Here is a 26,908-nt window from a genome sequence, read left to right as displayed (position 1 = left end):
CATGGATCAAAAAGGCCTCCCGGCCACCTAGCCGACTTTGGCTAGGTGGTTGGCAATCTTCTTGATGTTTTGCGCTGCGGCTGTCATAAGCGCATATTCCTGAACCTTTTTCGACGGAACGATGTTTTGAAGATGTTTGATGGACTTTCTTTTTTTCGTAAAGCCTGCGATAGGGGCGATTCGGGATGAGGGATGCTGCCAGAACATTTACATCGGAGACTTCACAAGCTTGTTTCTGTCCTAACGGTGAACACCCATCCCGAGATGGCTCAGGTATAGTTGTGCGGAGGGTTTTTGGCGGGTTTATTATCTGAATAAAATAATAATTACGTTGACGTTAACGTTATATAATGATAGAGTGTGAATAGTGTGATAATTGGGGGCGATCCTGTGTCGTCATCGACTCACAAGGGTATCTTTACCATATCCGAACTAGCGCAGGAGTTGGACATCAGTACGCGGACGATCCGGTATTATGAGGAGATCGGCTTGATCCTGCCGCAGCGGAGCGGAAAAGGCACCCGCTATTACACTCGCAGTGATCGCGCCCGTCTGAAGCTAATTCTGCGTGGGAAAAGATTCGGCTTCTCTTTGCACGAGATCAAGGAAATGATCACCTTGTTCGATGAAGATCGGACGGGACGCAAACAGCTGCAGCGAACCATCCAATACGGTGAGGAGAAAATCCGCGAATTGGACGCCCGGATCGATGAGCTCATTCGATTGCGGGAGGAGATCTTGGAGTTTAAAACCCGTTTTGAAGAGAAGATGGCCTCCTTAGAAGCGGTTGAGGGGAACCGAGAGTCCAAGGAATGAACGAAGGGGAGGGCTCCATGTGAATCTGTCAAAAATACTGCAGATCAACGGGAACAAGTATCCGGACCGGGAGGCGCTGGTCTTGGGAGAACAGCGCCTCACTTACAGACAGTGGAATGAACAAGCGGATCACCTCGCTCAGCACCTGCAACAAAGAGGCATCCAGCGGGGGGACAAGGTGGTGTTGATGATGCCTAATGTCCCTGACTTTGCCATTCTATACTTTGCTGTTCTCCGTGCCGGCGGGGTGGTGGTACCGATCAATGTCCAGTTCAGCCGAGATGAAGTAGCTTATATTCTAGAGGATTGCCAGGCTAAGGGGCTCGTTGTCCATGAGGGGGTTTTTCCAGCTGTCGCTGAACTGGCAAAGATGCAATCCTCCCGCTTCTATGTCAAAACCGGCCCCCCTGAAGGGCGTTGGGAAAGCCTAGGGGACTGGAAATCCTCTCTCACCAGGGGACAGGCTGACACCTTTGACCCGATGACACTGACCGAGGAGGACGAGGTGGATATCCTCTATACCTCCGGGACGACGGGACGTCCGAAAGGGGTACGGTTCAGCCACGGCAATTTATTGACGGTTGGCACGATGACCGCCATCGAATTTGAGGTCAATCTGGAGAGTCGTATTTTACACATGATGCCGCTCAGCCATTCCGCCCCCTTGCACTTGATGTTTATATCCGCTGTCATCGTCGGGGCATCCCACGTGTTTTATCCCTCCTTTGCCCCTGATCTTTTTTTGCGCCTGGTCGAACAGGAGAGGGTTACCCACTTCTTTGGCGCACCCGTGGCTTATCTGCTGAGCATGCAGGAGCCCGCTTTTCACCGGACGGATCTCTCCTCGGTAAAATACTGGCTGTACGGAGGTGCTCCACTGTCCAAGACCCAGGCGGATGCGATCGCCGAAGGATTTGGCAAGGATAAGCTGGTCTGTGTTTATGGCTTGACCGAGGCGGGACCGAGCGGGACTCTGATGCACCACCGGGATCACCATGAAAAATCGGGGAGCATCGGCCGGCGGGGCGCCTTGTTCACTGAAGTCGAGATCGTAGACGAGGAGGGACAGCCTTGCCCCGTTGGTCAAATTGGGGAAATCCGTCTGCGGGGTGAAGGCATGATGCAGGGTTACCTCAACCGATCGAAAGAGATGGCTCAGACGCTGAAAAACGGATGGGTCTATTCCGGCGACTTGGCCTTTCGGGATGAGGATGGTTTTTTCTGGATCGTGGATCGGAAAAAAGATGTGATCATCACAGGTGGGATCAATGTTTATCCAAAAGAGGTGGAGGATGCTTTGGGCAGCCATCCCGCGGTAGAAGAGGTGGCGGTGGTGGGTCTCCCTCATCAAACATGGGGAGAAACCGTGACAGCCTTTGTTGTGCCAAAGCCGGGGAAATCGCCATTGGATGAAGAAGCTTGGTTAAAGGAAATCCGTTGTTTTCTAAAAGGGAAGATCGCTGAGTATAAAATCCCGAGGCGAGTGAAGGTGCTGACCGAGTTGCCGCGAAATACCAGCGGCAAAATTCTGAAACACCAATTGAAAGAAAATCGGACGGGGAGTGGTTCATATGCCTGATCAGCGTAATATCCAGCGGGAAATCGATGTGGGTCATTACGGAAAGAATATCCCTCCGCCGCCGGAGTCCCCTAATTTTTACCTGGAAGACTTCAATCTGCAATATCTGATGCGCCGGTATCTTCCCCCCTCCATGCATCAATGGGCGGATCGGGAGCTGACCCGCTTGGGTGCACGGGTCGCCGGCCCAGTTGACGAACGTGCCGCCTATACCGATAAGGAGGGGCAGCCTCGTCTGGTTAAATACAATCGGCGGGGCGAAGATATCTCGCAAATCGTTAAAAACGAAGGCTACCTGAAGACCGTCAAAGAAGTGTACGGTACAGGGATCGTCGGTTACCTGTATCGCGAGATACCGGAACTGGGCCGTAAAGCCCCCTACCTGTACTCTTATCTGCAGGGATACCTCGTGAGTGAAAGCGAACCGGGCTTTTACTGTCCGGTCACCCTGACCTTGTCAGCTGCTCACTTGATCGACCGTTACGGTACACCGGAACAGAAAGAAACCTATCTGACGGGTTTGACCTCCCTTGAAGAAGAGACCCTCTATGAGGGAGCCACCTGGCTGACCGAGCGGCAGGGCGGTTCCGATGTCGGAGCCAATTTGACGGTGGCGGCCGAGGACCCGGAAGCACCGGGCGTCTACCGCTTGACCGGCGAGAAGTTTTTTGCCAGCAACGCAGGTGCCATGGTGGCTACCGTACTTGCCCGAATCCATCCGGATCGTCCCGGCACTCGGGGACTGGGACTTTTCCTGGTTCCATGGACCAAACCGGACGGAACCCGCAATCGCATCTATGTCCGTCGTCTGAAAGAGAAGTTGGGTGTCAACGCGGTTCCTTCAGCCGAGGTGATCTTGGAGGAGGCGGAAGGGTATCTGATCGGGGATGCGGACAAGGGCTTTAAGTACATGGCGGAAGCTTTGAATATTTCCCGTATCTGCAATGCAGTAGCTGCCGCGGGGATCATGCGTCGCTCTTTTTATGAAGCCTTGCATTATGCGAGAGAACGCCACGCTTTTGGCCGACCGATCCTTCAATACGCCATGGTCAAGCAGACCCTGGCGAAGATGTTGGTGGAGCTGGAAGTGAACACCGGATCCACCTTTGATATGATCCATCGCTATGACCAAGTGGACGCCGGTGAGGCCGGTACTGAGGATGAAGTGATGGTCCGGATGCTTATCTCTCTCATCAAGTACCGCACGGGAGAAGTAGCCAAAGAAATGACACACCAGGCGATCGAGACCTTGGGCGGCAACGGTTACATCGAAGAGTATGTGACGCCACGCTTATTGCGGGATGCACAGGTACTCACCGTCTGGGAAGGTACGGCCAATATCTTGGCGCTAGATCTCTGGCGGGTCATAAAGAAGTTTCGAGCAGACGAGGTTTTCTTTCAGGTGATGCACCGCGAGGTGGAGGGATTGACGCATCCTTTGTCTCAGCCTTTTAAGTCCGATCTCAATCATCGCCTTCAGCAAATCCGGGAAAACCTCACCTTTTTCAAGACACAGCCGGAAGAGATCCTCACTTATTACCTCAAACCCCTCTCCGATCAGATTGTCGATGTTTACCAGCTGGTCTGCATCCTGAAAGAGGCTGAGGATCAGGCGGGGGCGGATGGAAACGGACGCAAATTCATCGTTGCTGAACTATACAGGCAAGCTCACTTTGAATCGTCCACCCCAGGCCGGTTCAAAGAAACCCGGCTTCCCGACCTCGTCTATTTTGACGATCTGGTGGACTATCGAAAAGTGGATGTCGAAGTGCTCCAATCATTTCAAGGGACGATCACATGATGAAGCAATATCATCCCTCAGGCATACGAATGAGCGTCTCAATCCCTGAGCCGAAACCCGGCCGGGGAGGTGGGGCGTGTTTCATTTTCGTCAATCGATCTCCAAGCAGATCAAAGAAACCACAATAAACCAAATTCCCAAGCTTCAGATCATCAGTAGTTTCATTATTCATCGGAATGCCTCATTCGTCCGGAATGGGGCTTATTTTTTAAGTTTTTACTGACCAAAAATCGCTCCTGGATGTCATGTTTTACTATCCATTTACTCGGCAGGGGAAATGATCAGTTGATTCCATATAATCCAATTTTACTTACTTTACATCTAATGTTTTCATATTGTATAGTTGTAATACAAGTTTATGATAGCGCTTTCTTAGCGAGGAGGTAGTACTTTTTGAAAGGAGATGAATGATGAAAGATTTTTCGTTATGGTATCTATTTATCGATATCGGATTGATTAGCATGCTGTTGTTAATGGGTACGTTTTTGAGAGCCAAGATTCGCATGGTTCAGTCATTGTTTTTGCCGGCCAGTATTATTGCAGGGGGTTTGGGGCTGATTCTTGGACCGAACGGATTTCAGATACTCCCGTTCACCAGTTATATCGCGGAGTATCCGGAAGTTTTGATCGCTGTTATATTTGGGGCGATTCCTGTTGGGGCGGCGAAAGTACGATGGAGTCAGACCTTTAAACGTGTTCGTAACATGTGGCTCTACTCCATGTTGTTAACCACACTGATGTGGGGGGGCGGAGCGCTTTTTGGTTATATCATTTTAAGTTCGGTATGGGATTTGCCCGACGGCTTTGGGTTGATTTTAGGAGCCGGGTTCGTCGGGGGGCATGGTACCGCGGCGGCGATCGGACAAGCGTATTCCTCCCTCGGCTGGGACGAGGCGATGTCCCTCGGATTCACCTCCGCGACCGTGGGGATTATCAGTTCCATCGTCGGAGGTTTAATTCTAATTAAGTCAAACGCTAGGAAGAACCAAACCCAATTTATTAAGGATATCGATCAACTCCCGGAAGAACTTCGTACCGGGCTTATCAAAGAGGAGAAGAGGAAATCGATGGGGGATGACACGGTATCCTCCATTTCCATCGATCCGATCGTTTTCCATTTCTCCGTGATTTCCGTAATTGTCTTGATTGGTTATTATCTCCAGGAGGTCTTGGGGCAGGCTTTTCCGAATGTCAGTCTCCCCTTACTCAGCCTCGCGTACGTTGTCGGGTTGGTTTTTCAAATCGCCTTTCGCCGGCTAGGCGTTGACGCTTACATTGACAAGCGCGTTGTCAATCGGATCAGTGGGACGGCGACGGACCTCTTGGTCGCCTTCGGTATGACTTCCATTAAACTGTCGGTGGTTGCCAAGTACGCTTATCCGTTGATTCTGCTGTTCATTTTCGGCTTGTTTTGGGCGTGGTGTATCTACCGATTTATCGCTCCCCGAGTCTTTTACCGGCATTGGTTTGAAAATGCGCTTTTTGGGTGGGGCTGGTCCACTGGTACGGTTGCCATGGGCATGGCGTTGTTGCGTATCGTTGATCCGGACACCAAGACGACGACGTTGGAAGATTATTCTTTGGGATACATCGGTATGGTTCCGGTTGAGTTAATGATTATCACGTTTGGTCCAATTATGATGGTTGCTGGGACGGGATGGTTGTTCACTACAATCGTATTGGGTGTTGGAATTACTTTATTCGCCCTCGCTCATTTTAGAGGTTGGCTGGTTTCAAAGAATCAAATGGCGTTTCGTACGTCAGGGATGAATGAAGGAAGGGATGCATCCTGAGGATTGAGAGAAAGAAAGTTTCAGAACAGGTTTTTGATCGAATCAAAGAGATGATCAAGGAAGGAAAGTTTCGACCCGGCGATAAATTGCCGGCGGAATACAGGATCTCGGAAATGTTTGGAGTGAGTCGAACGCCGGTTCGTGAAGCGCTCAGCATCCTGGAGGCCAGTGGGATGATCAAATCCACCCAAGGTGGCGGAAGCGTTGTTCAGCCGGTTTCCATTACCAACTTGATGGAAGAAACCACGCTTGAAATGGTGGATATTGATGAAGTGCTACAGCTATTGGAAGTGCGGATGATTCTCGAATCGCAAATTGCTGCTCTTGCCGCCAAACGAAGGTCGGAGGAAGATTTGGAACAGATGGAGAAGGCCCTCGACGAAATCCGGAGGGCCATTGAAACCCAAGAGGCTATCGGGCATGAACAGGATATTCTGTTCCACCAAACGATTGTCGATGCTTCGCACAATCCGGTGTTGAAACAAACGATAGTTGGAATATCCAATCTATATTATAAAGCCGTGAAATTCTCTTTGACGAAAAACGTTGGATTCTATAAGAAAAGAAAACAAGTGTTAGAAGAACACATAGCCATTAAAGATGCCGTTGCACGCCGGGACTCGGAAGCTGCCAGTGAAGCGATGTTGATCCATCTCGGGAATGCACGAAAGAAGTTGGAAAAATACCGAGATCAACAATCAAAAAACACACGAACGGAGGCCCATTCACGTGATTGAGAAAAAGATCTCTTTTTATAGCGAAGGCTATTCGTTGCAAGGTACTCTTTACTTGCCGGAAGATTTGAAAGAAGGTGAGAAACGGCCAGCCATCATCCCGAACTCGGGTTATAACGGATTTAATCAATTTTATCCCAGGATGTTTGCGAAAAAACTGACGCAGTCAGGATATATTTGTTTGGGATTCGACTATCGTGGTTTTGCCGACAGTGAAGGTGAAAGGGGACGTGTGATCCTGTCCGAGCAAGTTCAGGACATCAACAACGCAATCACCTTCCTGCAACTCCAAGAAAACGTTGACCATAACCGAATTGGTTTAATCGGTTGGGGGATGGGCGCATCCCATGTGATCGAGGTAACGGCAAAGAATAAACGAGTATCAGCGGTGGCTGCACTGAATGGGTTCTACAATGGCGAACGGTGGCTAAAATCAGTTCACACCTATAGGGATTGGCGTAACATCCTCGAAACCTTGGAAGAAGACCGGATCCGTAGGGTGACTAAAGGAGACTCCCTCTTGGCTGATCCATTCATTCACTATCCGCTCGATCCAGCGACGAAATCATACGTGGCTAAAGAATTGTCTCCGCTGAACGGATTCGGTGAACGAACGAAACTGCAGTTTACGGAAAGCATCATTGAAATGAACGTGGAAAAGCATGTGAAGGAAATGGCCCCGGTCCCGCTGTTTATCGCCCATGGTGTGAACAATCTCCTCCACCCCTATGAAGAAGCCATTTTCCTTTATGAGGCCGCCAACGAACCTAAAGAGTTGTACACGATCGATGGCAAGCACAATGATTTCATGTATTCCGATCACGAAGAGTTCCTAAAACTGACCGAGAAACTGATCTTGTTTTTTAATAAAAGCTTGCGTCAAACCTCGGCAGTACCTCCCAGCATGTCATAGTGGAAGGGATCCGAATGGATTATTCTTTTCACCCGTTATTAGACGGAGCAATTGAGATGCATGTCCACAGTTCACCAAGCATTTTCCCTCGCAGACAGAGCGATTGGCAGCTAATTGAAGATGTCCGTCGTGCGAAGATGGCGGGAGTCGTCTTAAAAGCTCATGAAGGTCAAACCTATGACCGGGCCACACTGCTTAGAGAAAAACATCCAGACCTACACATCTATGGAGGGCTGGTTTTAAACGCCTTCAGTGGAGGATTGTCTCCTGTCGTGGTGGATGTGGCGATACAGATGGGAGCCAAGATCATTTGGATGCCGACGATTTCTGCCGAACAACATCAAAAATACTATACCCACCGATCGACCGGAAAACTGTTTAAGAGTGAAAAACCACTGCCCCATCCGTTCGACGGGATCCGGGTTGTAAACGACGAGGGGAGACTATGGCCCGAGGTCTATGAAATTTTGCATCTCATCGCTGAAAAAGATATCGTGTTGGCCACGGGACACCTCGCTCCTGATGAGGTTACTGTTCTCGTGCGGGAAGCGAAAGAGGTCGGAGTCCAGAAGATCTTGATCCAACATGCGGATCTCGGGATCGCAAAGATCCCCCTGGACATGCAAAAAGAACTGGTACGTCAGGGGTGTATCCTAGAGAAATGTTATCTGGCGTGCGGACCTGATTTTCATGACATTTCCTTGCGATTCATGGCCGACAGTATCCGAGCATTGGGCGCTGACTCGTGTGTTCTGGTGACGGATTACGGGCAGGTGCATAATCCACCCCCCATACAGGCATTGGGAGCGTTCATACAACAACTGATGGACAACGGCATCTCAGAGCGAGAAGTTGAAAAGATGGTCTCACTCAATCCTAGAGAACTGCTTAACCTTTCTTAAAAACGGTCGTTAGACAACGCCGAGATAGAATGGGAGGGGTTGTACCGTGGATGAAGCATGCCTTAGAGAACTGTCGAAAATTTTTGCTCAGGACCAATTACTTACGAATCTATCCGATTTGCATAGTTACAGTTACGACGCCTCTTTCGGTACCTATCTCCCGAATGCGGTCGTTCAAGTTAAGAATGTAGATGAGGTTTCTGCGGTTCTGAAGTTGGCTAACAGATATCGGGTACCCGTTTACCCGAGGGGGCAGGGGACATCTTTAAGTGGCGGTCCGTTGCCAGTCAAGGGTGGAATCGTGATGGATCTCTCTCAATGGAAACAGAAATTGGAGATCTATCCGGATGACCTGGTGGCGATCGTTTCTCCGGGTGTTCTCACCTCGGAAATTAACAAAGCGGCTGAAAAGTACGGTTTAATGTATCCTCCCGATCCTAGCAGTTCCCACGTTTCCACGATTGGAGGGAATTTGGCGGAAAACTCAGGAGGACCGAAAGGTTTGAAGTATGGAGTGACGAAAGATTATGTCTTGGGTCTGGAGGTGGTGACTCCGGAAGGGGAGTTCATCCGTACCGGCGGACGAACGATTAAAAACGTGACCGGTTATGATCTTACCAAGTTGATTGTTGGTTCGGAAGGCACCCTCGGTGTGATCACCAAAGCGTTCCTGAAACTGATTCCAAAACCACCAACTACCCAAACCATGATGGCCGTGTTTGACGATTTGGTCATTTCTGGTAAAGCGATTTCGAAAGTGCTGACATCAGGTATCTTGCCAGCCAAAATCGAATTGATGGATCGGTCATCCATCATCGCAGTGGAAAATTACCGACCCCTTGGACTGCCAGTGGAAGCCGAAGCGATTCTGTTGATCCAGTTAGACGGACATGAAGAAACCCTCAACAAAGAGATAGAGGAAACCAATCGCATCGTAAGAGAGGTTGGTGCGCGAGAAACGGTGATTCCCGGATCGCGAGAAGAAGCTGATCAACTCTGGCAGGCGCGAAAATTGGTTTCTCCGGCAATCGTGACGCTTAAGCCGACAAAAGTGTCTGAAGACGTAGCAGTTCCGAGGAGTAAGATTCCCGATATGATCGATCGTTTGAATCGGATAAAGGAAAAATACAATATCCACCTTGTCGTTTTTGGTCATGCAGGTGACGGAAATCTACATCCAAATATCATCTGTGACCAACGGGATACAGAAGAAATGATCCAAGTGGAGCAAGCGGTCAGCGAGATTTTCAACGCGGCGATCGAATTGGGAGGGACACTGTCGGGTGAGCACGGGATCGGGACGATGAAGTCGCCGTTCATGGAAGAAGAGCTGGGATCAATCACCCTGGATATGATGAGGCGGATCAAAACGGCCTGGGATCCAAATCACATTTTGAATCCGGGAAAAATCTTTCCCGAACCCGATCAAAATTCGTTGGTGTTGCGAGATGGATGATCAATTGAGGCAACTGCAGGAAAAAATCAATTATGAGAAAACCTTCGACTGTGTTCATTGTGGTTATTGTCTTCCTGCTTGTCCAACTTATGAGTCCATGCAAAAGGAAACCCATTCACCGCGGGGACGAATCAATCTCGTTAAACAATTTGCTGAAGGAAAAATTGACATTGAAGCACTACAAGAACCGATCGACAAATGCTTAGGATGTAACGCTTGTGCTGTCGTCTGCCCCACCAATGTTGAGTACAGTAAGATTTTGGAGAGTGCCAAAGGCGTTCTGGATGAACAAAAGCCCAAAACGAAAAAACAAAAAATCGCGGAAAAGATCATTTTTGATCAGGTTTTTCCATCGAAAACCTGGATGAACATGATAGGCCAAGCGACTTGGTTATATAAAAAGTCGGGTCTGCAGTCCTTGTTGGAAAAAACCGGTCTGACCAAATGGGCTCCGCTACATCTGGGTCAATTTGAGCAGGTATTACCTGATTTGCCCTCACCGGCGGAAAGAAAACGCCGCCAGAAAGTTGCGAAAGCAATCGGCCGAAGCAAAGCCAAAGTTGGTTTTTTTACTGGCTGTGTGATGGATAGCATCTTTTTTAAGATTAACGCCAAAATGATCGATCTATTGACTCGAGCGGGTGTGGATGTTTTTATTCCAGATGAGCAGACTTGTTGTGGTGCCTTGCATGCTCATTCGGGAAAGCTCGGATCGTCCAAAGAGCTGGCCAAGCGAAACATCGAGGCCTTCGAAAGGGAAAATGTTGATTTTATCGTCAATAACGCCGGCGGGTGTGGGGCGAGGTTGATCGAGTATGAGGAATTGTTTGAGGATGAACCGGAATGGAGAGAACGTGCCAAGGCGTTCGTTGCCAAAGTAAAAGACATTAGCCAATTGTTGGTTGAACTGGACACACTTGTTTTTACAAAACCTGTACACGAAATTGTAACCTACCAAGCGTCGTGCCACATGTTGAATGTGCAGCGCGTAGCAGAACCGCCACTTCGTTTGTTGAAGTCCATACCCGGAATCGATTACCGGGAAATGGAGGGGTCGGATCGGTGTTGTGGATCCGCTGGCATATACAACATCATTCAATACGATGAATCGATGAAGATTCTGGATCAAAAAATGGATGCTATAAAACCAACTGACGCCCATACAATCGTTACTACAAATCCAGGTTGTCTGTTGCAGATGAAACTCGGTATACACAGGGAAGGTTTGGAGAATCGGATGCGAGCCGTTCATCTCGTGGAATTGCTCTACGAGGCAGGACCAGAAAGAAGAAACCCCTACGATTATTGATCATAAAGTATCTGTTTGGTTGAAAATAGCCCCTTTGAGCATGTGTTGCTCAGAGGGCTTTTTTATTTTATCTGCTGACCCGGATCGGATACGTAGGATGGGTGGCACGGTTACTGGAACTGGATTTTTGGCTGGTTCCAGATGGCTTTTGAAGGATTCTGTTTCGACGGGCGACGAATCCCTCCCTTTCGCGTGCCCGGCGTGTAAGGGGGGACCTGTATGAAATAAACCCTCTCTCCCGATACTGTAACGGGAGGTGATCGGGATGATTCAACGGGATCAGAACACGGGAGAGTATGTGGCCACCTGTGACACCTGTGGCCGGGTGATTGAGACTAAATCGGACCGAGAGGCATTAAACCAAGCGTTATCAGAACGAACGGAACCCCTGGGACCGATGGAATTGATGGGGATCGATCCGGATCGGATCTATTGCTATGATTGTATGGCAATGAACAGCTATTTCAAATAATGCTCCGATGGATGGGTAATCAGTGAAACCGCCTGCACGAAGGCGGTTTATTCTGTGTTGTGGGCCGGTTTTTGTAAAAATGATCACAAATAATCTTGTAACGATCATAGATAATCATATATAATCACATACGAAAACAGGAAAGGGAGTTTTCGATGTTTACGGAAGAGCGGCAGCAACAAATGTTGCAATATGTGCAGGAGCGTCAACGAGCGGCGGTATCGGAGCTGAGTGAAACCTTCGGAGTTTCTGAGGCCACCGTTCGCCGGGATCTAAAAGAGCTGGAGGAAGCGGGTCTGTTGCGCCGCACCCATGGAGGGGCGATCACCCGGGAAGCGGTGGGAGTGGAACCCAGTTTTCTGGAGAAGCGGGATCGATTCGCCGATGAAAAACAGCGGATTGCGAAAGAGGCAGCCTGTCTGATTGAGAAAAATGAAATCGTTCTCCTGGACTCCGGAACGACGACGTACCAGCTGGCCAAATTGTTAAAACGGCGTTCCCCGTTGACCATCGTGACCAACTCCCATCAAATCTTGCAGGAGCTGCAATGGGCGGAACACTTGGAGCTGATCAGCACCGGGGGGACCGTACGGAGGGAGACGCTGTCCCTGGTCGGCCCGCTTGCGGAAAGGGGGCTTTCGATGATGAAGGTGGATAAATTATTTTTGGGCACCAATGGCCTTCATCCCGAAGAGGGAGTCACCACCCCTCATCTGTTGGAGGCCCAGGTGAAACAGGCGATGATTCGATCGGCGAAGGAAGTGGTTCTCCTCTGCGACCACAGCAAACTGAACAAAACCACCTTCGCCAAAGTCTGCCCCCTGTCGGCGATCGATACCTTGATCACCGATCGGGGAATTTCCGCCGATTTATTGGATCAGATCAAAAATGATGGCACAGACGTGATCCTGGCCTGAAAGGAAGAGCAACATGGCACGCATCGTCACCGTTACATTAAATCCAGCCATCGATAAAACCATCCGTCTCCCCCGCTTCACTCCAGGGCGGGTGAACCGCATCACCGATGTGCGGTCCGATCCGGGGGGGAAAGGGATCAACGTGGCCCGGGCCCTGAAGCAATGGGGGGAGAAGCCCTTGGCTTTAGGATGGGTCGGGGGTCATTTGGGGAAAGCCTTGATCGAAGAGTTGGACCATTGGGGGATCGACCACCGGTTTGTGGCAGTGGAGGGAGAGCCTCGGACCAATCTGAAGATCATGGAACAGGAAACCGGCCGGGTGACCGATGTCAATGAGCCGGGGTTCCAGGTGCAGGACCAGCATATGAAGTCCTTATTGGAAACTTATGAGGCGGCGTTGGCGGAAGCGGAAGTGGTGGTGCTGGCCGGCAGTCTCCCGCCGGGGGTTCCGTCGGATTTTTACGGGACCTTGATTCTCCGGGCCAAACAGCGGCGAACCCACGTCTTCCTCGATGCCGACGGCGTCCCCCTGAAAGAGGGAATCAAGCGTTTCCCTCATGTGATCAAACCCAACTTGGCGGAGTTGGAGCAGGTTTTGGGGCGCCGCCTGCCGGAGGAAGACGATCGAATCAAGGCTGGAGTGGATTTGTGCAGAGAAGGCATTGGACTGGTCACCCTCTCCCTCGGAGAGGAAGGAGCTTGGTTTTTCGCTGGGGAACGTGGGATCCGGGCGATTCCCCCTGCTATATCCGTCGCCAGTCCCGTCGGAGCCGGGGATACGATGGTGGCCGCCCTGGCGATGGGAAAGGTGCGGGGCTGGTCCCTGGAGGAGACGGCCCGTTTTTCCGTCGCCGCGGGCTCCGCTACCGCATCAAAAGCGGGGACTCAGCTTGGCACCTGGGAAGAGGCGCAATCCCTGTCCGAGCGCGTCCAACTGTCCAGTTGTTGATAGGATGAGAAGACGAAGGAGGGAAGGTTCATGAAAAAATTGGTTGCGGTAACCGGGTGTCCAACTGGGATTGCCCACACCTTTATGGCGGCGGAATCACTGAAGCAAGCCGCTGAAGAGAAAGGGATCCCAATAAAGGTGGAGACCCGCGGAGCCACCGGGGTGGAAAACCGGTTGACGGAAGAAGAGATCCGGGAGGCCCACGCGGTGATCCTCTCATCAGATGTGGATGCGGAGGAAACCCGTTTTCAAGGGAAGCCGGTCGTAAGAGCAGCCCTGAGCGAAGCGATCAAACAGGGCGGCGGATTGATCGAACAAGCCTTGGCCCAGGAGCCGGTCCCCGCAGATGAAAAGCGGGGACAGGCGGCGCCCACGGCAGAAGGGACGGAAAAACGAACCGGGCCTTATAAACATTTGATGAATGGGGTTTCGTTCATGATTCCCCTGGTGGTGGCCGGTGGACTGATCATCGCCCTCTCCTTCACCTTCGGGATCAACGCCGCCGAGCAGGAAGGATCCTTGGCGGCCAACCTGATGCAGATCGGTGCGGAAAGCGCCTTCGCTCTGATGGTGCCTGTATTGGCAGGATTTATCGCCTATTCGATCGCAGATAAAGCAGGGTTGGCCCCGGGCTTGGTAGGTGGTATGTTGGCTTCCAACACTGGCGCCGGATTTCTCGGAGGAATTGTGGCCGGGTTTCTCGCCGGTTATCTGGCCCAATGGATCAAGGAGTGGATCCGCCTCCCCCAAACCCTGGAAGGGTTAAAACCGGTTTTGATCATTCCCTTTTTGGCGACCCTCGTGGTTGGTCTGTTGATGATCTACGTGATCGGAGAACCGGTGAAGGCCCTGATGGATGGATTGACCGCTTGGCTTCAGTCGCTGGGAACAACCAATGCGGCATTGATGGGGATTCTGTTGGGGGGGATGATGGCTTTTGATGTGGGCGGCCCCGTCAATAAAGCGGCCTACACCTTTAGTGTGGGCCTGTTGGGTAGCGAGATCTACGGTCCGATGGCGGCGGTGATGGCTGCCGGGATGACCCCGCCCTTGGGACTGTGGCTGGCCACCTTGGTGACCCGGAAAAAGTTTACCCCCGAGGAACGGGAGGCAGGAAAAGCGGCGGGGGTGCTCGGCCTCTCTTTCGTCACAGAGGGTGCGATCCCCTTTGCTGCCGGAGATCCCTTCCGGGTGATTCCCTCTCTCGTCGTCGGCTCGGCGGTTGCCGGTGGATTGGCCATGGGGCTGGGCAGTACCTTGCGCGCTCCTCACGGGGGCATCTTCGTCTTACCGATCCCCCATGCGGTAGGAAATATCGGCGCCTTCCTGTTGGCGATCGCTGTGGGTATGGTGGTCACCGCCGTTCTTGTTTCCTTGTTGAAAAAAAACATCCCTGCACAGGAGGCTGAACAATCATGAACATCCAAGAACTGATCCGACCGGAGTGGATCCGGTTGGAGTTGGCGGCGGAGTCCCGGGAAGAAGTGATTCGCCAATTGGCTGACTCCCTGGAGAAAGACGGGGTGCTGACCGATCCGGCTTCATACATCGAGACGGTGTTAAAACGGGAGGAGCAGGGGTCGACGGCGATCGGCTTCGACGTGGCCATTCCCCACGGGAAATCGGAGGCGGTCCAACAGCCGGCCGTCGCCTTTGCCCGCCTCCGCCGCGGGATCATCTGGGATCGGGAACAGGAGGAGATCGCCCGCTTCGTCTTTTTGATCGCCGTTCCCGAAGCACAAGCGGGTGACGCTCACCTGCAGATTCTCGCCGATCTGTCCCGGCGCCTGATGCACGCATCCTTTCGGGAGGGCTTAAAACAGGCCGATTCTCCAGAAAAGGTGTTAGAAGCGCTGAAATCGTAATCGAATCAAGGATCCGGTCGGGATCTTAGATTAAACCGGTAAAATAAATGGAAGCAAGACTCCCGGAAATCTTGTCAGGATTCCGGGAGGTTTTTTTCCCTTTCGATTAGGACCTAAATCCCGACGTTAACGAACTCATTTGGTAGAAGTCTTATTTCGGCATTCTGTCCATGAGCTTCGAAAAGAAGGGCTCTTCTTCACTCGACTACCATTGAGGGGCTTCGTGCTTCGATAAAGTAGACAGCTGGCTCCATGTCCAAATGAGAGACATCATGAATCGTATAGTGATGGTCTGTCAGCAGGGCACAAAGCCCATCCGGCCGGAGTCGAATCTGCATGGGCGGCCCGAATTCGGTGTCCACGCGGTCCCACTCTACTATGAACAAAATCCCGTTTGGCTTCAGTACTCTTCTGATTTCATCCAATGTCTGCGCTGGTTCGTCCACATGATGAAACACCATGGACATCAGCACCGCGTCGACTGAAGCGGTTGGAATCGGGAGATGGGTGGCTGCGGCGACCATGCCCTCCATGTTGGTCAGAGCTTCGGCACGGGCCCGGTTGAGGGTGGTATGCACCATCTCTTCCAGCTGGTCGACTGCATAGACGTGGCCATTGTGGAGCATTTTTGCAGCGGGAATCGTGAAATAGCCTGCCCCACAACCCAGATCGACTATCGTCAGGTTCGAGCGGGTCAGGAATTTCGGCAGAATGGTTGCCGGATTCATATAGCGTTGCCACTGGGACTCCATCTTTTGGAGGCGTTTCGGGTCAAATTTTTCTTGATGCTTTGTTGGTTCATGATGGTGTCTATGCCCCTCATGATCTCTCACAGTATTCACTCCTCAGAATTGATTTTCCTGCATTTAGGGCTGGGGGTGATCTCCCTTTTCCGGATTGGCCGGTTCATCGGCGGCATTGGAACAATCGCAGCTCATATCGCAAAGCCTTTGTCAGGTACTAATACGCAAAAATTGGCATGGCTCCTTCAATCACAAGAGGATGTATCAACAAGCTCGATCATTTTAGTGTTCTCAAGATGCCGCTCCATTGCTTCCTCGGCGGCCAGCATCACCTGCTGGATCACGCAACGGGAATCCTCGCTGCCACAGCATTCAAACAGCGAAGCGCTCCCTTCCACCGCATGAATGATGTCCAGAAAGGAAATATCCTCTTTCCTGCCCTTCAGCCGGTATCCCCCGTTGGCCCCCGAAGATGACTCGATCAGCTCCGCTTTCACCAACTTCGTGAGTATTTTCGAAAGATATGAGGGAGAGACGCCTTGCTTCTGGGCGAGCTGCTGAACGCCTACCGGTTTGTCGGACGAAACGGAACACAAATAAAGCATCGTGTGAAGAGCATAGTTTGTCGCTTTTGAATACTTCATCTTTCCACCCCGATCGTAGATATTATAGATCTATGATAACTTTAATATGGCCGAAAAAGCAATGGAGCTCTTCCGGTTGTATGATTCAATTTGTAAAACTAGTCGCCGACGGCAGATGGTTAATCGTTGGGCGGGTATTGGTGAGCGATCACTCGCATCCGGGTTCTGCGGGGCACCGAGGTTAAGAACAGGTGAGTCGATGATTTCCCGCTTTTGTTACTGATGGAATGATCCTTTGCCGTTTTCACTAGGCGATGATAGATTGGACGGATTTACGAAAACCCGGTGGGTTACAGTTTTTCGGTGATTTCCTATAAGAATAAGTCAGCCCGGAGAAAAAGGAGGAGACGAGTGGGTCGAACTGAAATTCTCCCTTGCAACCTGACAAAAAATTATCTATTCTCTAATCAGGAAAACGTTTTCCTCATTACAAAGAGTGCCAATGGTTTGTATTGATGCAATCTTCCCTCGGGAATCGGCTGCCCGCTCCTTCTGAGATGGACGAGCTGGGCTCTGATATCCCCATAGTGGTTGGAAAGCTTGTATCGTTTCCGCCGGTTGGATCTGTCCGCGATGCTCCCGGGGAGAAGACGGAAGTGGTTTGGGTTCATGTTTTGGGACGTTTTTGATAGGTTCAAATGATAACGATTTCAAAAGGAGGTCTTCCACCGATGAAGTTGGGTGTATTTACGGTTTTGTTCTCTGAGAAATCCTTTGAGCAGATGTTGGATGATGTAGCTGCAGCTGGACTGGATGCCGTGGAGCTGGGGACGGGGGGATATCCCGGGAATGCCCACTGCGATCCCGATGTTCTGCTGGAAGATGAAGGGAAGCTGAAAGCCTTTAAAAAAGCGGTGGAGGATCGCGGTTTGATGATCGGTTCCCTTTCCTGCCACGGCAACCCGCTGACGCCGGATACCGCTTTTGCCAAGGAGTCCCGTGAGCTGTTTCAAAAGACGGTTAAACTGGCGGAAAAGCTGGAAGTGCCAGTGATCAACTGTTTCTCCGGAACCCCGGGGGATCATGAAGGAGCCAAATATCCCAACTGGCCCGTTGCTCCCTGGCCCAACGAGTACCGGGAAGTGATGGAATGGCAGTGGAAGGAGAAGATTATCCCCTACTGGAAAGAGGCGGGCCAGTTTGCCAAGGACCACCAGGTGAAAGTTGCTCTGGAACTGCACGGCGGCTTCTCCGTTCACACACCGGCGACGCTGCTCCGGCTGCGGGAAGAGGTGGGAGAAGTGATTGGCGCCAACCTCGACCCGAGTCACCTGTGGTGGCAGGGAATCGATCCGGTAGCCGCCATCAAGATCCTAGGACGGGAAAACGCGATTCACCACTTCCATGCCAAAGATACTTACATCGATCCTGAGCAGGTCAATATGCACGGTCTGACCGATATGCAATCTTATGCCAACCTTCAGGATCGGTCCTGGATTTTCCGCACGGTCGGTTACGGTCACAGTATGCAGGAATGGACAAACATGATCAGTGCGCTCCGTCAGTTTGGCTATGATTATGTGGTCAGCATTGAACACGAAGATGCCATGATGTCCATCGAAGAAGGATTCCAAAAAGCAGTGGAAAATCTGAAGCCGATCATCATCAGAGAACAGCCTGCCGAGGCATGGTGGGTCTAAACGACGGAGAGGAGAGATGGGATTGAGTAAAAAAATTCGCGTAGGTGTTATCGGTAACGGCAGCATCGCGATTCATCGGCACATCCCGGAGTATGCTGCTTTGGACTCGGTGGAGTTGGCCGCCTTCTGCGACACCGAAGAGAGCCGGGCCCGTGATGCGGCCCGACAACATGGCGGCAAGGTTTACACCGACTACCGGGAAATGCTGCAGGTTGAAGATTTGGATGCGGTTAGCGTCTGTACGCCCAATGCCGATCATGCCCCGATTTCCATCGATGCGATGAAGGCGGGTCTCCACGTCCTTTGCGAGAAGCCGATGGCCACTTCCCGGGAGGAGGCGGAAGGGATGATCCAAACCGCTCGGGAAAACGGGGTCCAATTGATGATCGGTCATAACCAACGGCTGATGCCGCCCCACGTGAAGGCGAAGGAAATCCTCTCCGGCGGCAGCTTGGGCCGGGTGCTCAGCTTCCGGACCGCCTTTGCCCATGGGGGGCCGGAAGGATGGAGCGTGGAAGGGCCTGGGGGCTGGTTTTTCCAGAAGGAACGGGCCTTTGTCGGTGCGATGGGGGATCTGGGCGTCCACAAAACCGACCTGATCCGATGGTTGTTGGAGGAGGAAATCAGTGAAGTGGGGGCGTTTGTGGACACATTGGACAAAGAAAAGACCGATGTGGAAGATCATGCCGCCCTCATCCTGCGAACTGAAAGCGGTATCATCGGCACTCTCACCGCCAGCTGGACCCACTATCCCGGTGAAGACAACAGCACGGTCCTCTATTGCGAGGGTGGCCATATCCGCATCGCCGAGGACCCGGAACATCCAGTAGTGGTTCACCGTACTGACGGGACAGTGGAAAAATATAAAGTTGGCGGGGTTGCCACCAACGAAGAGGGCGGGCAGACAGAAAGCGGTGTGATCCAAGCTTTCATCGATTCGATTCAAGGGGGATATGAGCCCCTTGTGCCCGGGACAGAGGGAATGAAGTCCCTGCAGGTGATCCTGACCGCGTTGGAAGCCTCGGAAAAACGTACCATCCTGCGGGTGCCGTCCTTGTGACCGAATGAGTCGTGAAATGGGGAGTGGAGACCTTTAGGAGAAAGTTTCGCCAGATCACTTGTCCTCCCATGCTGTCCTTGAAAAGTGGGAGTGTCCTGCCCCAGTCATCCTGCTGTGGGCAGAGCAAACCCGTCTTTAGATGTCCGTTGCCCTGAGCACTCTTAATGCATGTCCTCCCTCGGGGTCAGCTCATCTGGTGCTTTGGAGTGCAACGTACCTTCGCTTTGAATCGAATGATACTTCAAATTTTTAAAAGTGATGACAGGGAGGAGGTGGTTTCACACCTCCTAATTTTCAAACCATTCTCAAGGGGGTTCATCACTTGAAACGGTGGAAAAAGATCGCTTTTACAGGCTTATCGGCCCTGTTGGCTTTTTCCCTGACGGCTTGCAATATCAGCACCGATCAGGCGAAGGGCGAAGAGGAAGGCGACAAGGTCACCATCACTTTCGCCCGGGGAAAAGATCAGACCGAGGCGACTGAAAAGATTATCAACGCCTTTGAAAAAGAACACCCTGACATCGATGTCCAATTGAAGGAGATGCCGGCTGATACCGGAACCAGTCATGATCAGTATGTCACCATGTTCAGCGGCGGATCCGATGAGATCGATGTGTTTGATCTAGATGTGGTGTGGCCGGCGGAGTTTGCCCAGGCAGGTTACCTGGAGCCGCTGGACCGTTATATCCAGCGGGACGGGATCCATATGGACGATTATGTGGAAGGGGCGGTGGAGGCCGCCCGTTACAACGGCCAGCAATGGGCGATGCCCAAATTTATGGACACCGGCCTCCTCTACTACCGAAGCGATATCGTGAAGGAGCCGCCGGAAACATGGGATGAGCTGTTGCAACAGTCAAAAGAGTACCAAGGGACCAAAGGGACGAAATACGGCTTCATTTTCCAGGGGAAGCAATATGAAGGGCTGGTCTGCAATTTTATCGAGTACATCGGCTCCTACGGCGGGGAAGTGCTGGATGAACAGGGGAAGGTAGCCATCGATAGCGAGGATACGATGCAGGGTCTGAGCATGATGGCCAAAATCGCCCAATCCGATATGGTGCCGGGCAATGTGACCACGATTACCGAAATTGAGACTGACGCGATTTACGGGGAAGGAGAAGCCGTCTTTAATCGGCAATGGCCCTACCACTACGCGGTGATGAACCAAGAGAGTTCCGAGGTGAAAGGCGATGTGGAGGTGGCTCCGCTGCCGAAAGGGGACGAGCGGAGCGCGCCTGCTCTGGGCGGCTGGATGACCGGGATCAATAAAAACTCCGATCACAAACAGGAAGCCTGGGAGTTCATCAAATTTATGAACGGACCCAAAGGGCAGAAGATCTCCGCCATCGAAGGGGGACTGGCGCCAACCTACTTGCCTCTCTTTGACGATGAGGACGTGAAAAAAGCCAGCCCATTGTTTGAAAATGAAGAGTATATCCAAGGGCTGAAAGCTGCCGTTCCCCGCCCGATCTCCCCGGCTTACCCCAAAATCTCGGAAATCATCCAGATTGAAGTCTCCAAAACCCTGGCCGGGGAGCAGACACCGAAAGAAGCGGTAAAACGAATGGATAAGAAGCTGAAAGCTGTCGTCAACTGACCGCTTCGCGATCGATCTGGAATCGTTGGCCGGAGAGGCGCTTGAGCCTGCGGCCTCTCCGTCTCTCACAGCTGATCAGGAAAATCCGCAGGGGCACAAAGCCGAAATCAACGGAGAAAAGTGGTGAAAACATGAAAAAAGGGAAGGGGCTGTCGGAACGCAGTCTGGGTTATCTCCTGATTCTACCCGCCATGTTGCTCATCCTGGTGATTGCTATCTATCCGGTGGGTCGATCCTTTTACCTGAGTTTGTATGATGTTCGTTTAAACGATCCCACGAAATTGGAGCCACACGCCAGTTACGGTATCAATGTGGAGCGCTATGCTAATGTCATGCCGTTTCTGGTATCCTCCCTGGATCACGAGATTGAAAAGGCGGAGGGGAAGCATAAAGAGCGGCTAAAAAATATCAAACAGGACGTATTAAAAGCCCGCTCCACATTGGAAAGCGACGAGGAGCTAGCTGATACCTATCAACAGGTGAACCAGATTCTGAATGAGGGGAAAAAGGTCCCCCAAAACATGAAAAGTGTGCATTTAGATGAGGAGAAGGTTCACAACGCCACCCAGCTCATAACTGGGGTGAAAAAGAATTTAGAGTCGATGGAAAAGGCGGAACAGTTGGACGAATCCCGACAAGTGGTGGGGCTAGCCAAAGGTCTTTTAAGCGCCTTTATCGAGCCCAATTTTGTCGGCCTCCAATATTACGCCAATTACTTCCAAGATCATCGGATGTGGGCCTCCTTAAGCAATACGATGATCTTTACGGTGATCTCCGTCTCGCTGGAACTGGTGCTGGGGATGGCCATCGCTCTTTTGATCAATCGGCAGTTTTTCGGTCGCGGTCTGGTGCGGGCATCCGTGTTGATCCCTTGGGCGTTGCCGACGGCGGTAGCCGCTTTGATGTGGAAGTTTTTGTTTGACGGTCAAAACGGGGTGATGGCCAAACTGTTCACGGAAGTGGGCTTGATTCCGGATATGGGAACTCTTTTAACCACTAAATTCTGGTCAATGTTCGCCGTTATTTTTGCCGACGTTTGGAAGACCACACCCTTTATGGCTTTGTTGATTTTGGCCGGATTGCAAACCATCCCCAAGAATTTGTACGAAGCGGCGGAAGTGGATGGAGCGAGCAAGGTGCAGCAATTTTTTAAAATTACGCTGCCCATGTTGCGGACGACGGTGCTGGTCGCTCTGTTGTTCCGGTTGTTGGATGCCTTCCGGGTCTTCGATCTGATCTACGTTCTCACCGGCGGCGGACCGGCCAACGCCACGGAGACAATTTCCGTCTACGCCTATAAAACGATGTTTTCTCAGATGAATTTCGGCGAGGGATCCGCTCTGGCCGTGATTGTGTTTATCTGTATCGCGATCATCAGCATGATCTTTGTCAAGCTGCTCGGCCGGGATCTGATCAGCGATGGAAGCGGAAAATAGCGGGAGGTGAACGAGATGCGGAATAAACCTGGATTCTTCTTCTATCTGTTTCTGGCTGGTTTCCTGATCGCCGTGCTGTTCCCCTTCTTCTGGTTGGCGATCACATCAATTAAGCCGGCGGGAGAGTTGTTCGGTGCGGATGCCTTTCGGATTCTGACTGACAATCCCACCTTGGATAACTACGTCAAGGTGTTTACGGACTATCCCTTCGCCAGCTACATGTGGAACAGCACTGTGGTGGCGGTGGTGACCACTGTCTACTGTGTCTTTGTGGCCTCGATTGCCGCCTATGCCATCGCCCGACTTCGGTTTTGGGGCAAGTCGATCGTTCTGGGGATTGTGTTGGCGGTCAGCATGTTCCCGCAGATCGCTACCCTCTCCCCGATTTTCATGTTTATGCAGTCGACAGAATTGACCAATAGTTACCTGGGGCTGATCATCCCCTATACCACCTTTGCCCTGCCCTTGGCCTTGTGGAATATGACCAATTTTTTCCGTAAGATCCCCTTCGAGTTGGAGGAGGCCGCCAAGATGGACGGGGCCACTACCTGGCAGGCCTTGTGGAAAGTGATCTTTCCGCTGGCGGTGCCGGGCACCTTTACCACGGCGATCCTGGTGTTTATCGCAGCCTGGAACGAGTTTTTCTTTGCCTTAACCATCAACACGGAAGAAGGGATGAAGACCGTTCCTGTGGGGATCGCTCTCTTCCAGGGCCGCTTCTCCATCCCCTGGGCGGACATCTCCGCCGCCTCCGTGATCGTTACCATCCCTCTCGTGGTTATGGTCCTCCTGTTCCAACGCCGTATCGTATCGGGATTGACATCAGGTGCGGTCAAAGAGTAATCCCCAGCATACAGGGGGTGGGAAGAACGTAACGATCAAGGAGGTTGCCCAACGGGCTGGCGTCTCCATCTCCACCGTTTCCCGGGTGCTGAATCGGTCCAAACCGGTCAGCGATGGGTTGAAGAAGCGGATCCTACAGGCGGTGGAGGAGACCGGTTACATGCCCAATGCCGTCGCGCGCAGTATGATTCAGAAAAAAACCGGTGTCATCGGTGTAATCATCCCGGAAATTTTCAACCCTTACTTTTCCGGATTGGTACAAGGGATTGAACATGTGGCGAAGGAACATCAGTCATACATCATGCTGGCCGTCTCTGAAAAAAAACCGCGTCGGGAAAGTGAATTGCTGCGGATCTTTCAGGCGCGGCAGATGGACGGAGTGATCCTGGCTGCTGCCCGAGTGGAGCGCTCGCTTAAGGAAGCTTTGGACCGTTTAAGCGTTCCCTATGTGGTGATCGGTCAGCGGTTGGCAGAGAAGGCGGCCCCTTGCGTCTATCTGAATAACCGCCGAGCCGCTTTTGAGGTGACTTCCCATCTGCTCGATTGTGGATATCAGAATCTCGGCATCATTTCCGGGCCGCTGTGGGACCTCGCCTCGGGGAGAGAACGCCTTGAGGGATTTCAGGAAGCCCTTAAGAAACGAGGGCAGCCTCTCCGCGCGGAATGGGTTGTGGAACGGCAGGGTTTTCACCTGCAGGACGGATATGAAGGAATGAAGTCCATTCTACAGGCTCCCCAGCGTCCCGATGCGGTCTTTTGCGCCTGTGACCGAATGGCCGCTGGTGCGCTCCAGTATTTAAAGGAGTCGGGAATCCCGGTCCCGAAGGGGATGGCGCTGGCGGGTTTCGACGATGAGGAACTGGCATCCATCGTCAACCCCCGTCTGACCACCATTCGCCATTCACCCTTTGAAATGGGGTTTAAAGCAGCTACGTTATTGGTGAATCAGCTTGAAGATCCCTCGATTGCCGGTGGGGATATCACCATCCCCCATCAGCTGGTGGTGAGAGAGAGCACATCCCTAGATTCGTGATTGGTTTGCCATATTCACAGGGGTCCTTAACAGTGTAAGCTGTTGTATAATATGGAGGGACACAAAGGTGATAAGGGGAAGGAGGGATGCGGCGTGAGCACTTTGCGTTCCGTTTTCACAATAGCAGCTTTGTGTCTACTTCTGACCGCCTGCGGCAATCCACAGCCCAGTTTGGAGAAAGATCTGGACACCGCGGTCAAACAACTGGAGCGAAGTGTTGACGGCGGACAGGGAAACGGCATCCTTCGCATGAATTATGTGACCCGTTTTTCCTGGGATCAGCTGTATATTTTCGGTCCCGGGACAACCGCGAAGGAAATCGATCAAGCTTTGGGATTCCAATGGAAAAAAGGCGAGAAACTAACTTCAAAACTGGAGAAAAATGAAGATTTACTCGTATTTACCAAAGAGGACAAAGTCATTCATTACGTAAACTATAGCGGACACGGTAATTTTGCGGAGCGGATCAAACCGTTGCGGGATGATCAGGCGGTTTTTCAGCGTGTAGAGGAAAAAGGGAAAACCGTGATCCGTCCGGTCACTTCTTTTGAGTAAACCTGCAGGGTTCACCTGCGGGTGTTTTTATATCCGGGTGATGGGGCGGACGGGCGGATGGTCTATACCGTCTCTTTTCCGATAAAATAGAGGTAACACTCAAGCAGTGTACGCAATGCCGCAATGATGGAAGGGTTGACTCCTGGTCTCTCTGCTCATCGTCAGTGTCTCCTGTGGCGGAGGAAGGCAAATAGAGTCGGATCCGGGTGGGGACCAGGGAAAGCTGACCTCGTATCCCCGTACCCAAGCTGTCACCCACCCCGTTGAAACCGAGAGGGAGCGACTTTAACCCTTTCACTTGAACAGCAGCGTGACGCGGTGATCCTGATTGCGGTTCGGGGAAAAATGATGGGAGTTAACCCGCTTTCATCTGAGAGAATCGGAGCGGCTCGCTTCCCGTTGGCAGATCAGTTCGCCACCTTTCCCGGGAGCACGGTGGACGGTGATCGCCGCCGAACTGATATGGAATCGAGAGAAGCATCGTTTTCAATCAGGGTGATTCATAAGTGTGGGGAACATGAGAGGAGAGGATGGGAATGGAAACGGAAGTCTATCTGATCCGACACGGGGAGACACGGTGGAATCGGGAACGACGGGTGCAGGGGCACTGGGATGAGCCGCTCTCCCCGCAAGGGAAAGAGCAAGCCCGTCGATTGGGGGAATTCCTCCGGGACATCCCCTTTGACGCAATTTATTCCAGCGACTTGGCCCGTGCGGCCCAAACGGCAGCATGCGTCGCCGCCGACCGGGGACTGGATGTTCATCAGCTGCCGTCGCTCCGGGAACGAAATTTAGGCGAATGGGAAGGATTGCTGATCGATGAGGTGATCCAACGCCACCCGGAACACTGGCGAACCATCTGGCATCAAGGCGGTCAATACGGTGTGGAAAAAGTGGAAGAGACGACCAGGCGCATGACAGACATCTTGGGAGAACTGGTGCGCCATCACCCTGATCAACGGATCGCCGTCGTCAGTCACGGTGGCAGCATCAACGCATTTTTGGCAGTGGCCAGTGACGGCCAGTATGGCCCGGGGCGTTCCCGCATTGGAAACACCGGTATTTGCCGCCTTCGCTACAGCGACACAGAGGGCTGGCAGGTGGAAGCAATCAACCAGGTGGACCATCTGCTCTCCCCGAAACCGCAAGCAGACGGCACTCGCTAAGTGCCAGAGAGGCTGTCACGATTTTCTCGACAGCCTCTTTTTAGTGCCATGCCCTTTTTACCAAAAGTAGAAGGAGTATATGAAACTCCTTTTATTTTTGACGAAGGTATTTTGTCATCCTCTATTTACCCTCATTTTGTAAGTTTTTCCGGCAGCTCTTTCTAGTCATCTACCGGGTGATTGAGGTGCGTGTCAGATAGCATGGATGCTGGTTGTCGATGGCAGGCATCCTGCTGGCTACGTTGGGGATCCCTTTCTCTCTGCTACGATCCGTATTTTTTATCGATCACATCCCCAACCCTAAAAAAGCCGCTTAAGCGGCTTTCAGAGTGTGGAGAAAGCCCTTCACTGCTTTCTCCACACTTTTTTTTATGGACAAAACCAGCTCATCGACGTATCAAAACCTGGATCAAAAAGGCCTCCCAACCACCTAACCGGCTTTGGTTAGGTGGTTGGCAATCTTCTTGATGTTTTGCGCTGCGGCCGTCATCAGCGCTTGCTCTTGGACCTTTTCCCTTCCCCTCAACCGGCAGTAGCGAAGCCCGTGCAGCTCTTTCGCGTCTGCAAAGCTTCGCTCGATCGTCTCTTTCCGTTTTTTGTACAGGTATTTTCCCGTAGAGGAAAGGCGATGGGCTCGCACTTTTTCCTTATGTTTTTCCCACACGTGTCGGGTGATGACTTT

General features: G+C 51.9%; 26 protein-coding genes. 22 read left to right on the top strand and 4 right to left on the bottom strand.

From position 1 onward, the window contains the following. The first annotated feature begins 390 nt into the window (after window positions 1–390). The 3 genes from BLP91_RS15710 to BLP91_RS15700 are packed head-to-tail and all read left to right on the top strand — an operon-like array spanning window position 391 to window position 4,196. On the top strand, window positions 391–816 hold the full coding sequence (locus tag BLP91_RS15710) for a MerR family transcriptional regulator (RefSeq protein ID WP_091573063.1): 426 nt from the start codon (window positions 391–393) through the stop codon (window positions 814–816). A 19-nt stretch (window positions 817–835) separates the two neighbouring features. Then, entirely contained in the window at window positions 836–2,395 is a 1,560-nt protein-coding gene (locus BLP91_RS15705) for a class I adenylate-forming enzyme family protein (protein ID WP_091573062.1), read from the top strand. Next, a complete protein-coding gene (locus tag BLP91_RS15700; protein ID WP_091573061.1) occupies window positions 2,388–4,196 on the top strand; it encodes an acyl-CoA dehydrogenase family protein in 1,809 nt (602 codons plus the stop codon). Before BLP91_RS15705 ends, BLP91_RS15700 begins: the two co-directional genes overlap by 8 nt. Before the next feature lie 10 nt (window positions 4,197–4,206). Here BLP91_RS15700 and BLP91_RS16865 read toward each other — a convergent pair whose 3' ends face one another. Further along, on the bottom strand, window positions 4,207–4,368 hold the full coding sequence (locus BLP91_RS16865) for a hypothetical protein (protein ID WP_176758040.1): 162 nt from the start codon (window positions 4,366–4,368) through the stop codon (window positions 4,207–4,209). Between the two features lie 238 nt (window positions 4,369–4,606). On the opposite strand from BLP91_RS16865, the gene BLP91_RS15695 reads away from it, so the two are divergent. The 11 genes from BLP91_RS15695 to BLP91_RS15645 all read left to right on the top strand — a co-directional run bounded on the left by BLP91_RS15695 (window position 4,607) and on the right by BLP91_RS15645 (window position 15,506). Then, window positions 4,607–5,989, top strand: a complete 1,383-nt coding sequence (locus tag BLP91_RS15695) for a sodium/glutamate symporter (RefSeq protein ID WP_091573060.1) — start codon at window positions 4,607–4,609, stop codon at window positions 5,987–5,989. Next, window positions 5,983–6,726: a FadR/GntR family transcriptional regulator gene (locus tag BLP91_RS15690; RefSeq protein ID WP_342670318.1), complete on the top strand. Its 744-nt coding sequence runs from the start codon at window positions 5,983–5,985 to the stop codon at window positions 6,724–6,726. The genes BLP91_RS15695 and BLP91_RS15690 overlap by 7 nt, the downstream gene beginning before the upstream one ends. Beyond that, a complete protein-coding gene (locus tag BLP91_RS15685) occupies window positions 6,719–7,636 on the top strand; it encodes an alpha/beta hydrolase (protein WP_091573058.1) in 918 nt (305 codons plus the stop codon). Before BLP91_RS15690 ends, BLP91_RS15685 begins: the two co-directional genes overlap by 8 nt. A gap of 14 nt (window positions 7,637–7,650) precedes the next feature. Continuing rightward, entirely contained in the window at window positions 7,651–8,538 is an 888-nt protein-coding gene (locus tag BLP91_RS15680) for a DUF6282 family protein (RefSeq protein ID WP_091573057.1), read from the top strand. A gap of 70 nt (window positions 8,539–8,608) precedes the next feature. Further along, complete coding sequence (locus tag BLP91_RS15675; RefSeq protein ID WP_425412243.1) at window positions 8,609–9,994, top strand: FAD-binding oxidoreductase; 1,386 nt, start codon at window positions 8,609–8,611, stop codon at window positions 9,992–9,994. After that, the gene (locus tag BLP91_RS15670) at window positions 9,987–11,303 is read left to right on the top strand and encodes a (Fe-S)-binding protein (protein WP_091573055.1); all 1,317 of its coding nucleotides are present in this window, start codon (window positions 9,987–9,989) and stop codon (window positions 11,301–11,303) included. The genes BLP91_RS15675 and BLP91_RS15670 overlap by 8 nt, the downstream gene beginning before the upstream one ends. Window positions 11,304–11,568: 265 nt before the next feature. Next, a complete protein-coding gene (locus BLP91_RS15665; RefSeq protein WP_091573054.1) occupies window positions 11,569–11,775 on the top strand; it encodes a hypothetical protein in 207 nt (68 codons plus the stop codon). Window positions 11,776–11,930: 155 nt separating this feature from the next. Continuing rightward, entirely contained in the window at window positions 11,931–12,692 is a 762-nt protein-coding gene (locus BLP91_RS15660; protein WP_091573053.1) for a DeoR/GlpR family DNA-binding transcription regulator, read from the top strand. A gap of 13 nt (window positions 12,693–12,705) precedes the next feature. Beyond that, window positions 12,706–13,641 (top strand): 1-phosphofructokinase, encoded by a 936-nt coding sequence (gene pfkB, locus BLP91_RS15655; RefSeq protein WP_091573052.1) that lies wholly within the window; start codon window positions 12,706–12,708, stop codon window positions 13,639–13,641. Window positions 13,642–13,671: 30 nt separating this feature from the next. After that, on the top strand, window positions 13,672–15,060 hold the full coding sequence (locus BLP91_RS15650) for a PTS fructose transporter subunit IIC (protein WP_091573051.1): 1,389 nt from the start codon (window positions 13,672–13,674) through the stop codon (window positions 15,058–15,060). After that, entirely contained in the window at window positions 15,057–15,506 is a 450-nt protein-coding gene (locus BLP91_RS15645; RefSeq protein WP_091573050.1) for a PTS sugar transporter subunit IIA, read from the top strand. The genes BLP91_RS15650 and BLP91_RS15645 overlap by 4 nt, the downstream gene beginning before the upstream one ends. A 197-nt stretch (window positions 15,507–15,703) precedes the next feature. Here BLP91_RS15645 and BLP91_RS15640 read toward each other — a convergent pair whose 3' ends face one another. Together BLP91_RS15640 and BLP91_RS15635 are read right to left on the bottom strand one after the other, a co-directional pair. Then, window positions 15,704–16,339, bottom strand: a complete 636-nt coding sequence (locus tag BLP91_RS15640) for a class I SAM-dependent methyltransferase (protein WP_091573049.1) — start codon at window positions 16,337–16,339, stop codon at window positions 15,704–15,706. 155 nt (window positions 16,340–16,494) lie between these two features. After that, on the bottom strand, window positions 16,495–16,893 hold the full coding sequence (locus BLP91_RS15635) for an Rrf2 family transcriptional regulator (protein WP_091573048.1): 399 nt from the start codon (window positions 16,891–16,893) through the stop codon (window positions 16,495–16,497). A gap of 671 nt (window positions 16,894–17,564) precedes the next feature. On the opposite strand from BLP91_RS15635, the gene BLP91_RS15630 reads away from it, so the two are divergent. The 8 genes from BLP91_RS15630 to BLP91_RS15595 all read left to right on the top strand — a co-directional run bounded on the left by BLP91_RS15630 (window position 17,565) and on the right by BLP91_RS15595 (window position 26,226). Further along, window positions 17,565–18,533, top strand: a complete 969-nt coding sequence (locus BLP91_RS15630; RefSeq protein ID WP_091573047.1) for a sugar phosphate isomerase/epimerase family protein — start codon at window positions 17,565–17,567, stop codon at window positions 18,531–18,533. 22 nt (window positions 18,534–18,555) lie between these two features. After that, a complete protein-coding gene (locus tag BLP91_RS15625) occupies window positions 18,556–19,593 on the top strand; it encodes a Gfo/Idh/MocA family protein (RefSeq protein ID WP_425412242.1) in 1,038 nt (345 codons plus the stop codon). A 322-nt stretch (window positions 19,594–19,915) separates the two neighbouring features. Continuing rightward, entirely contained in the window at window positions 19,916–21,193 is a 1,278-nt protein-coding gene (locus BLP91_RS15620) for an ABC transporter substrate-binding protein (protein WP_091573045.1), read from the top strand. A 131-nt stretch (window positions 21,194–21,324) separates the two neighbouring features. After that, the gene (locus tag BLP91_RS15615) at window positions 21,325–22,629 is read left to right on the top strand and encodes a carbohydrate ABC transporter permease (RefSeq protein ID WP_091573044.1); all 1,305 of its coding nucleotides are present in this window, start codon (window positions 21,325–21,327) and stop codon (window positions 22,627–22,629) included. A 15-nt stretch (window positions 22,630–22,644) separates the two neighbouring features. Continuing rightward, window positions 22,645–23,472 carry a carbohydrate ABC transporter permease gene (locus BLP91_RS15610; RefSeq protein WP_091573043.1) on the top strand — a complete coding sequence of 276 codons (828 nt, stop codon included), beginning with the start codon at window positions 22,645–22,647 and terminating at the stop codon, window positions 23,470–23,472. After that, window positions 23,456–24,505 (top strand): LacI family DNA-binding transcriptional regulator, encoded by a 1,050-nt coding sequence (locus tag BLP91_RS15605; protein ID WP_091573042.1) that lies wholly within the window; start codon window positions 23,456–23,458, stop codon window positions 24,503–24,505. The genes BLP91_RS15610 and BLP91_RS15605 overlap by 17 nt, the downstream gene beginning before the upstream one ends. 93 nt (window positions 24,506–24,598) lie before the next feature. Then, window positions 24,599–25,060, top strand: coding sequence for a hypothetical protein (locus BLP91_RS15600; protein WP_091573041.1), 462 nt, complete (start codon window positions 24,599–24,601; stop codon window positions 25,058–25,060). Between the two features lie 536 nt (window positions 25,061–25,596). Then, the gene (locus BLP91_RS15595; protein ID WP_176758039.1) at window positions 25,597–26,226 is read left to right on the top strand and encodes a histidine phosphatase family protein; all 630 of its coding nucleotides are present in this window, start codon (window positions 25,597–25,599) and stop codon (window positions 26,224–26,226) included. Between the two features lie 430 nt (window positions 26,227–26,656). Here BLP91_RS15595 and BLP91_RS15590 read toward each other — a convergent pair. Beyond that, on the bottom strand, window positions 26,657–26,908 hold a 252-nt coding region (locus BLP91_RS15590), incomplete at its 5' end, for a transposase (RefSeq protein WP_143003583.1).

Origin of the sequence: Melghirimyces thermohalophilus (genome assembly GCF_900102685.1) — a bacterium.
In the GTDB taxonomy this organism is placed as follows: Bacteria; Bacillota; Bacilli; order Thermoactinomycetales; family DSM-45169; genus Melghirimyces; species Melghirimyces thermohalophilus.
The sequence above is the reverse complement of the archived record's forward strand: the minus strand, read 5'-3'. Positions and strand labels throughout refer to the sequence as shown.

Bases quoted from the DNA above. Each gene is read 5' to 3' on its own strand.
- BLP91_RS15610 (WP_091573043.1), top strand. From the start codon at position 22,645: ATGCGGAATAAACCTGGATTCTTCTTCTATCTGTTTCTGGCTGGTTTC.
- BLP91_RS16865 (WP_176758040.1), bottom strand. From the start codon at position 4,368: ATGAATAATGAAACTACTGATGATCTGAAGCTTGGGAATTTGGTTTAT.
- BLP91_RS15615 (WP_091573044.1), top strand. From the start codon at position 21,325: ATGAAAAAAGGGAAGGGGCTGTCGGAACGCAGTCTGGGTTATCTCCTG.
- BLP91_RS15660 (WP_091573053.1), top strand. From the start codon at position 11,931: ATGTTTACGGAAGAGCGGCAGCAACAAATGTTGCAATATGTGCAGGAG.
- BLP91_RS15695 (WP_091573060.1), top strand. From the start codon at position 4,607: ATGAAAGATTTTTCGTTATGGTATCTATTTATCGATATCGGATTGATT.
- BLP91_RS15635 (WP_091573048.1), bottom strand. From the start codon at position 16,893: ATGAAGTATTCAAAAGCGACAAACTATGCTCTTCACACGATGCTTTAT.
- BLP91_RS15595 (WP_176758039.1), top strand. From the start codon at position 25,597: ATGGAAACGGAAGTCTATCTGATCCGACACGGGGAGACACGGTGGAAT.
- BLP91_RS15630 (WP_091573047.1), top strand. From the start codon at position 17,565: ATGAAGTTGGGTGTATTTACGGTTTTGTTCTCTGAGAAATCCTTTGAG.
- pfkB (WP_091573052.1), top strand. From the start codon at position 12,706: ATGGCACGCATCGTCACCGTTACATTAAATCCAGCCATCGATAAAACC.
- BLP91_RS15650 (WP_091573051.1), top strand. From the start codon at position 13,672: ATGAAAAAATTGGTTGCGGTAACCGGGTGTCCAACTGGGATTGCCCAC.
- BLP91_RS15665 (WP_091573054.1), top strand. From the start codon at position 11,569: ATGATTCAACGGGATCAGAACACGGGAGAGTATGTGGCCACCTGTGAC.
- BLP91_RS15645 (WP_091573050.1), top strand. From the start codon at position 15,057: ATGAACATCCAAGAACTGATCCGACCGGAGTGGATCCGGTTGGAGTTG.
- BLP91_RS15700 (WP_091573061.1), top strand. From the start codon at position 2,388: ATGCCTGATCAGCGTAATATCCAGCGGGAAATCGATGTGGGTCATTAC.
- BLP91_RS15680 (WP_091573057.1), top strand. From the start codon at position 7,651: ATGGATTATTCTTTTCACCCGTTATTAGACGGAGCAATTGAGATGCAT.
- BLP91_RS15670 (WP_091573055.1), top strand. From the start codon at position 9,987: ATGGATGATCAATTGAGGCAACTGCAGGAAAAAATCAATTATGAGAAA.